Origin of the sequence: Phytobacter sp. V69, from assembly GCF_965644215.1 — a bacterium.
Classification (GTDB): domain Bacteria; phylum Pseudomonadota; class Gammaproteobacteria; order Enterobacterales; family Enterobacteriaceae; genus Phytobacter.
This window is the reverse complement of record NZ_CBFFRL010000266.1, coordinates 1-5,168: the sequence shown is the minus strand read 5'-3', so window position 1 is coordinate 5,168 and position 5,168 is coordinate 1. Positions and strand designations below refer to the sequence as shown.

Sequence of the window (5,168 nt, the reverse complement as noted above, 5' to 3'; positions counted from 1 at the left end):
TTGAGCAGGAACGTCAGCCGCTTGATGCGTTGATCAGGCAGCACGACCGCGCCTACGCCGAGAAGCTGCGTGAGCAGCAGCAGCCAGAGCTGGAGCCGCAGAAAAAACCGACCCGCTACTATGGCCCCTCGATGTGACCGCTTTTCCGGAATCAAAATTAAGTGTACCATGTACTCCATGTAAAACAGGAGACAGCCGTGAGTCACGCGATTGAGTTTATCGAGACCCCGATGTTTACCCGTCAGATAAAACAGATCGCCACGGATGAAGATCTCAGGGAGCTGCAAAAGACGCTGATTGAGTCGCCGGACAAAGGCGATCTCATCCAGAAAACCGGCGGGCTGCGAAAAGTCAGAATGGCGACGGGTAACCAGGGAAAAAGCGGCAGTGCGAGGGTGATTTACTTCCTGGCCACCGCCGAGGTGATTTATCTGGTAATAGCCTACCCGAAAAGCACCAAAGACAGCCTGACGGACGCGGAAAAAACCGCGCTGAAGACGCTGACCCAACAACTGAAAGACGAGGTGTGACATGAGTTTTTTTGACGAGCTGAAAGCATCGCTGGAAGAAGCCGTGGAAATCAAAAACGGCGTCAGAGCGCCCGCCCGCGTCACCCGTTACGAACTGGCAGACGTGAAGGCCATCAGGGCACAGCTGAACGTTTCACAGAGCGAGATGGCGAAAGTGCTGGGAACCAGCCTCGATACTATCAAGAGCTGGGAAACCGGACGCCGTAACCCGACCGGACTGGCGGCGAAGGTGCTGGCAACCATCCAGGCTAACCCGAAATTCTTCCAGGCGCTGGCGGCGCACTAAGCCGTTGTGACAGAAGGATTCGACAGGCGAGGCCGTTCGCGTGTAATTTAACGGCAACAGAAAAAACAAAGCCCCGGAAATCATGCTCATTCTTGGCGGAGCGACATGATAACCAGGGCCAGGTACGAAACCTTGAAAGGATATTAGCACATGAACCGTGCCAGACAACAGCCCGCCATAAGCGCAGGGCGCATTGCATAACGCCGCACTCGAACTCTTCAACGACCGCTTACCGCACAAGCCGTACTTTTCGGACGATCTGCACTTTGGTGTACGCATTGCCGGTAAGGAACGCGCCCTTCTGGCGAAATACATCCAGTTCAATCAGCCTCACGCCATGTTCTGGCTGGGATTCGACGTCGATCGCGCCGGTGCCGCCATCGACTGGAGCGACCGCAACGCGCCCGCGCCCACGCTGACCATCACCAACCCCGATAACGGACACGCGCACCTGCTGTACGCGCTGAAAACCCCGATACGCACCGCGCCGGACGGAAAAATGAAGCCGCTGCGCTACGCCGCCGCCGTGGAGAACGCGCTACGTAAAAAATTAGAGGCTGACACGGGGTATTCGGGGCTAATCTGCAAAAATCCGAACCACGGCCACTGGAAAATTGCCGTATGGCAGCCGGAACTCTATACGCTGGACTGGCTGGCCGACTTTCTCGACCTGAGCGCGGCGAACGATAAAGAAATCGTTGCCGACTACGGCTTAGGCCGTAACTGCACCCTGTTCGATAAAACCCGCAAGTGGGCATACCGCGCCATCCGTCAGGGCTGGCCTGAGTATGACCAGTGGCTTCAAGCCTGCTACGAACGCGCCAGTGCCTATAACCTGCAATTTTCCGCGCCGCTGGATGAAAATGAGGTTACGGGGATAGCCAAAAGCATTGCAAAGTGGACTAAACGTAACCTCACTGAATCATCATTTACTGAGTATGTATCAAATACGCACGATAGAAATAAGCAAAGAGAAAGAGGTTGTAAAGGTGGTAAAATGAGTAAAGGAGGAGGGCGAAAAATTAATGAAATGAGTGAGAGGCAATTGAAACCTTGGGTTCTCATAGGAGTTGGGAAAACTACTTATTACAAGTTAAAAAAGATGAATATTAAGAGCTGACCTTAATATAGGCCAGCTCGTTTTGTTAGAAGTTAACAGTTGCAGAAACCCACAGGCTTCTTCCTGGTATTACGTTTCCAGTGGTTGTTTGTGATGACGTAAAATAGTCACCGGCAGTAGTCGTTGTTCTTCCTGAGGTTAATACATGCGTCTTAGTAAAGTCTTTATCAAAAAGATTATTTATAGCACCGTTCAATGTGATATCTTTAGATAGCTTATATGTCGCCCCTAAGTTGAATACAGTATATGACTTAAAGTTTGCACCAAGTTCATCATAAACAAGCTTGTTCGCAGTGCTAAGATTTTCATATTTTGATGTAAATCTAGCAGTTTTGTCTCTGTACTCAGCCTTCAGCCAGGTGTCTAACTTGTCATTAACAACTAAATTTAGTTTTGCATTGGCCATATGTTCTGGTGTGTTTGTTAGTTTAGCGCCCTTGTTGTCACCATCTTTTTGCTCACTATCTGTATATGTGTAGTTTAGTCTTAAAGATAATGAGTCTATAAATAACGGGAATTTTGTCGAAAACTCGATACCCTGTGTTTTGGCTTTCCCTACGTTTGTATACGTCGATGTGTAATCATCAATGCTTTCGCTTGAAATTTTATTTTTGAAATCATTATGGAACAATGTTATGTTTGCGTCGAAGCCGTTGTTATTTTCATAGTACACGCCTATTTCTGTATTTACACTTTCTTCTGGGTCTAAGTCTGGATTCCCAATTGTATTGATAGTACCTTGCCCCGTAACACCGCTAATTCCGTTGTGAAGCTGTGATAGTGATGGTGTTTTGTATCCAGTGCTAACGCCACCTTTGACGGTAACCTGTTCAAGAGCGTCCCATACTAAGTAGGCTCTTGGGCTTACATGTCCGCCAAATGTATCTTGATATTCATAGCGTGCCCCATAGGTTAGGGATAAAGGTTCAAATAATCTCCATTCATCTTCGGCAAAAAAAGCATACGAATCCTGTTCGAATTCTGAACCATTATTGGCTAATACAATACCATCCTTCATTTTTGCATTCCAATATTGAGTTCCAATGGTTGCTAAATGACTTTCTCCAATTGGTGCCACGAGACTTGAATCAAATATAATATTTGTGTTTTTTAATTCTCTCTTGTTACCTGCTAAATCAGAACCTGATGGTACAGATGCTGTCGTTATCAATCTGCCTTTTGTTTCAGTTGTATTATATGCAAGGCTTGACTTTAAAAAACCGAACCCAAGTTGATTGTCGCTGCCAATTGTTATCTTTCTTCTCTGATAGCGAAGTTCATCTTCGTATCCACCGGAGGAACCAATGGTTCCTAATTGACCTTCTCCATTATCATATTTTTGGTTGGCAATCTCACCATCAAGCCATAATGAATTGAATTCATTTATTTCCCAATTGAATTTACTACCTATGTTGTAGTTTTCTGATTTTACTGGGTTAGGTCCCCTGTTGCTTAACTCGGTCTTCGTGGATGACGATTCAATATGTGATGCATCTCTTCTAAATATACTACCTCTTACTGACATTCCTAGTTTGTTTTCAATTAATGAGCCACTAGAGAAAAAAGATAACTTTGAACTATCTCCATAGTCAGTATCTTCTTGAAAATTATGCTCTAGGGTTGCGCTACCACTCCATTCTTTTGCTGTTTTTTTTGTTATTATGTTCACAACGCCGCCTATAGCGTCAGAACCATATAGGGTTGACATTGGCCCTCTAATTATCTCTATTCTTTCTATAGCCGACAATGGAGGCATAAAGCTGGTATTCATTGCGCCAAATCCATTGGGTGTTACATCGGATGTTCCGTTCTGTCGAATTCCATCAATTAGGATAAGAGTGTAACTGCTTGACATTCCTCTAATGCTAATATCAAGCCCACCAGTCTTTCCTGTAGTACTTCTTACATCTAGCCCTTCAACGTCACCGAGTGCTGATGCTAGGTCAGTGTATTTTTGCTTACTCAATTCTTCTTGGCTTATAACGGAGATGCTTGCTGCGGCATCTCGCTTCTTTTGCTCATACCCTGATGCAGTCACCACCATTACATCTTCTTCTGTTGCAAATGTGTTAGCAGATGCAATTGTTGTTAATAATGCTATTGCTGTTTTTTTTCGCATGTTTTTTTCAACCCGTATGTGTGTAAAGAGGTAGGTATACCCGACATACATCAAATTACAGGAGTGTTGGCTGTACTCATTCACCCGAATCACTTACCTAAGTAGGCTCATAGGGACTCGTTCGTTTGCCGCATTCCTGAAACTCGAATTATTTAGGGTACAAGAACGATGTTTTAATTTATTTGATAATGATACTCAATACCATTTATGAGGAATTGCTTTGGTTTTTTTAAGCGCGAACCATAACAAGCCTATATCAGATAACAGCCCTCTTTAGCAGAGGGCTGTTTTTTTTGCAGCCCGCACAGAATCTGGCATACTACTCCATATATCAAGCCAGTACACACAGCGTCCCCTCTGACGAGGTTCCACCGTGACTGGTTCAGGGGGCTCGCCGCCCCCCCGAAACCCCTGGCATCCACTGCGAAAAATTCTCACGGTGGTGCGAATTTTTTCTCAGCGGAGCCTATGGAAAAGCGAACGAAAGAGATCAAAATCCGGCTCACCGAAATTGAGCATCAGCGACTGCTTGATCGATGTGACCGCACTCACCTTGCCGAATGGCTACGTCAGCTCGGTCTGGGTGAACACCTCTCACGCAAGCGCCGTGTGCCTGACGTGGCGCCCGAACTGCTGCGGCAGGTCAGCGGCATTGGCAATAACCTGAACCAGATCGCCCGTCGCCTGAATCAGACTGATTCCCTGACGCCTGCTGAACGTGCCTCGCTGCTCGTCGTACTGACCAGCCTTGACCGTCAGCTTGGCGACCTGCTGGAGCAGAACCGTGATCGTTAAAATTCACTCGCGGGGTGCGGGTTCGGGTAGCGGGCCGGTGGATTACCTGCTGGGAAAAGACCGTAAGCGCGAACAGGCCAGCGTACTGCGCGGCAATCCTGAACATGTGCGCGAGCTGATCGACGGCTGCGACTTTGCCCGCGCCTACACTTCCGGCGTGCTTTCATTCCAGGAGCCGGACATTGCAGACGCCGAGAAATCGCGCCTGATGGACGAATGGGAGCACACGCTGCTGACCGGCCTCGACCGCGACCAGTACGCCTGCCTGTGGGTAGAGCATCGAGACAAGGGACGGCTTGAGCTGAATTTTGTCATCCC

5 protein-coding genes and 1 pseudogene are annotated in these 5,168 nt (G+C 47.5%); 5 read left to right on the top strand and 1 reads right to left on the bottom strand.

Going from position 1 to position 5,168, the window contains the following annotated elements; translation table 11 throughout:
* The first annotated feature begins 197 nt into the window (after nucleotides 1-197).
* From ACSZPU_RS23165 to ACSZPU_RS23155, 3 genes are all read left to right on the top strand, one after another.
* Nucleotides 198-530, top strand: coding sequence for a type II toxin-antitoxin system RelE/ParE family toxin (locus tag ACSZPU_RS23165; RefSeq protein WP_499003656.1), 333 nt, complete (start codon nucleotides 198-200; stop codon nucleotides 528-530).
* A 1-nt stretch (nucleotide 531) separates the two neighbouring features.
* On the top strand, nucleotides 532-816 hold the full coding sequence (gene nadS, locus ACSZPU_RS23160; protein ID WP_499003652.1) for a NadS family protein: 285 nt from the start codon (nucleotides 532-534) through the stop codon (nucleotides 814-816).
* A 193-nt stretch (nucleotides 817-1,009) separates the two neighbouring features.
* Nucleotides 1,010-1,936: a replication initiation protein gene (locus ACSZPU_RS23155; protein WP_499003649.1), complete on the top strand. Its 927-nt coding sequence runs from the start codon at nucleotides 1,010-1,012 to the stop codon at nucleotides 1,934-1,936.
* A 25-nt stretch (nucleotides 1,937-1,961) separates the two neighbouring features.
* On the opposite strand, the gene ACSZPU_RS23150 is transcribed toward ACSZPU_RS23155, so the two are convergent.
* A complete protein-coding gene (locus tag ACSZPU_RS23150) occupies nucleotides 1,962-4,055 on the bottom strand; it encodes a TonB-dependent receptor (RefSeq protein ID WP_499003644.1) in 2,094 nt (697 codons plus the stop codon).
* 468 nt (nucleotides 4,056-4,523) lie between these two features.
* On the opposite strand from ACSZPU_RS23150, the gene ACSZPU_RS23145 reads away from it, so the two are divergent.
* On the top strand, nucleotides 4,524-4,850 hold the full coding sequence (locus ACSZPU_RS23145) for a MobC family plasmid mobilization relaxosome protein (protein ID WP_499003641.1): 327 nt from the start codon (nucleotides 4,524-4,526) through the stop codon (nucleotides 4,848-4,850).
* Nucleotides 4,840-5,168: pseudogene (locus tag ACSZPU_RS23140) on the top strand (relaxase/mobilization nuclease domain-containing protein); the annotation flags it as partial. The gene ACSZPU_RS23145 and the pseudogene ACSZPU_RS23140, both read left to right, overlap by 11 nt.